At 57.8% G+C, this 334-nt stretch carries 1 protein-coding gene; it reads left to right on the top strand.

Annotated elements, in window-relative coordinates:
* On the top strand, positions 1-334 hold a 334-nt coding region (locus HNW77_RS17370), incomplete at both ends, for a chloride channel protein (protein ID WP_172159346.1).

The raw sequence follows: 334 nt of genomic DNA, 5'->3' as shown, positions 1-334 counted from the left end.
TGACATTGCGCATTGCGCTAGGCAAGGTCCTGATGACTTGCCTCGGGCTGATCTGCGGTGCATCGATTGGTCGCGAAGGACCCAGCGTTCAGATCGGGGCATCCATCATGCACGCTTTCTCGCGGGCGATGCGTCAGCACAACGATGTCACCCGGCATGGCATGATCCTGGCAGGTGGGGCCGCAGGCATGGCGGCGGCTTTCAATACACCTCTCGCAGGCGTTGTTTTCGCCATTGAGGAACTTGCCCACTCCTTTGAACAGAAATCGTCGGGCCGGACACTGACCGTCATCATCTTTTCCGGGATTACCGCAATCGCTCTCCTGGGAAATTA

Origin of the sequence: Komagataeibacter melomenusus, assembly GCF_013155395.1 — a bacterium.
GTDB classification, from domain to species: domain Bacteria; phylum Pseudomonadota; class Alphaproteobacteria; order Acetobacterales; family Acetobacteraceae; genus Komagataeibacter; species Komagataeibacter melomenusus.
The sequence above is the reverse complement of the archived record's forward strand: the minus strand, read 5'-3'. Positions and strand labels throughout refer to the sequence as shown.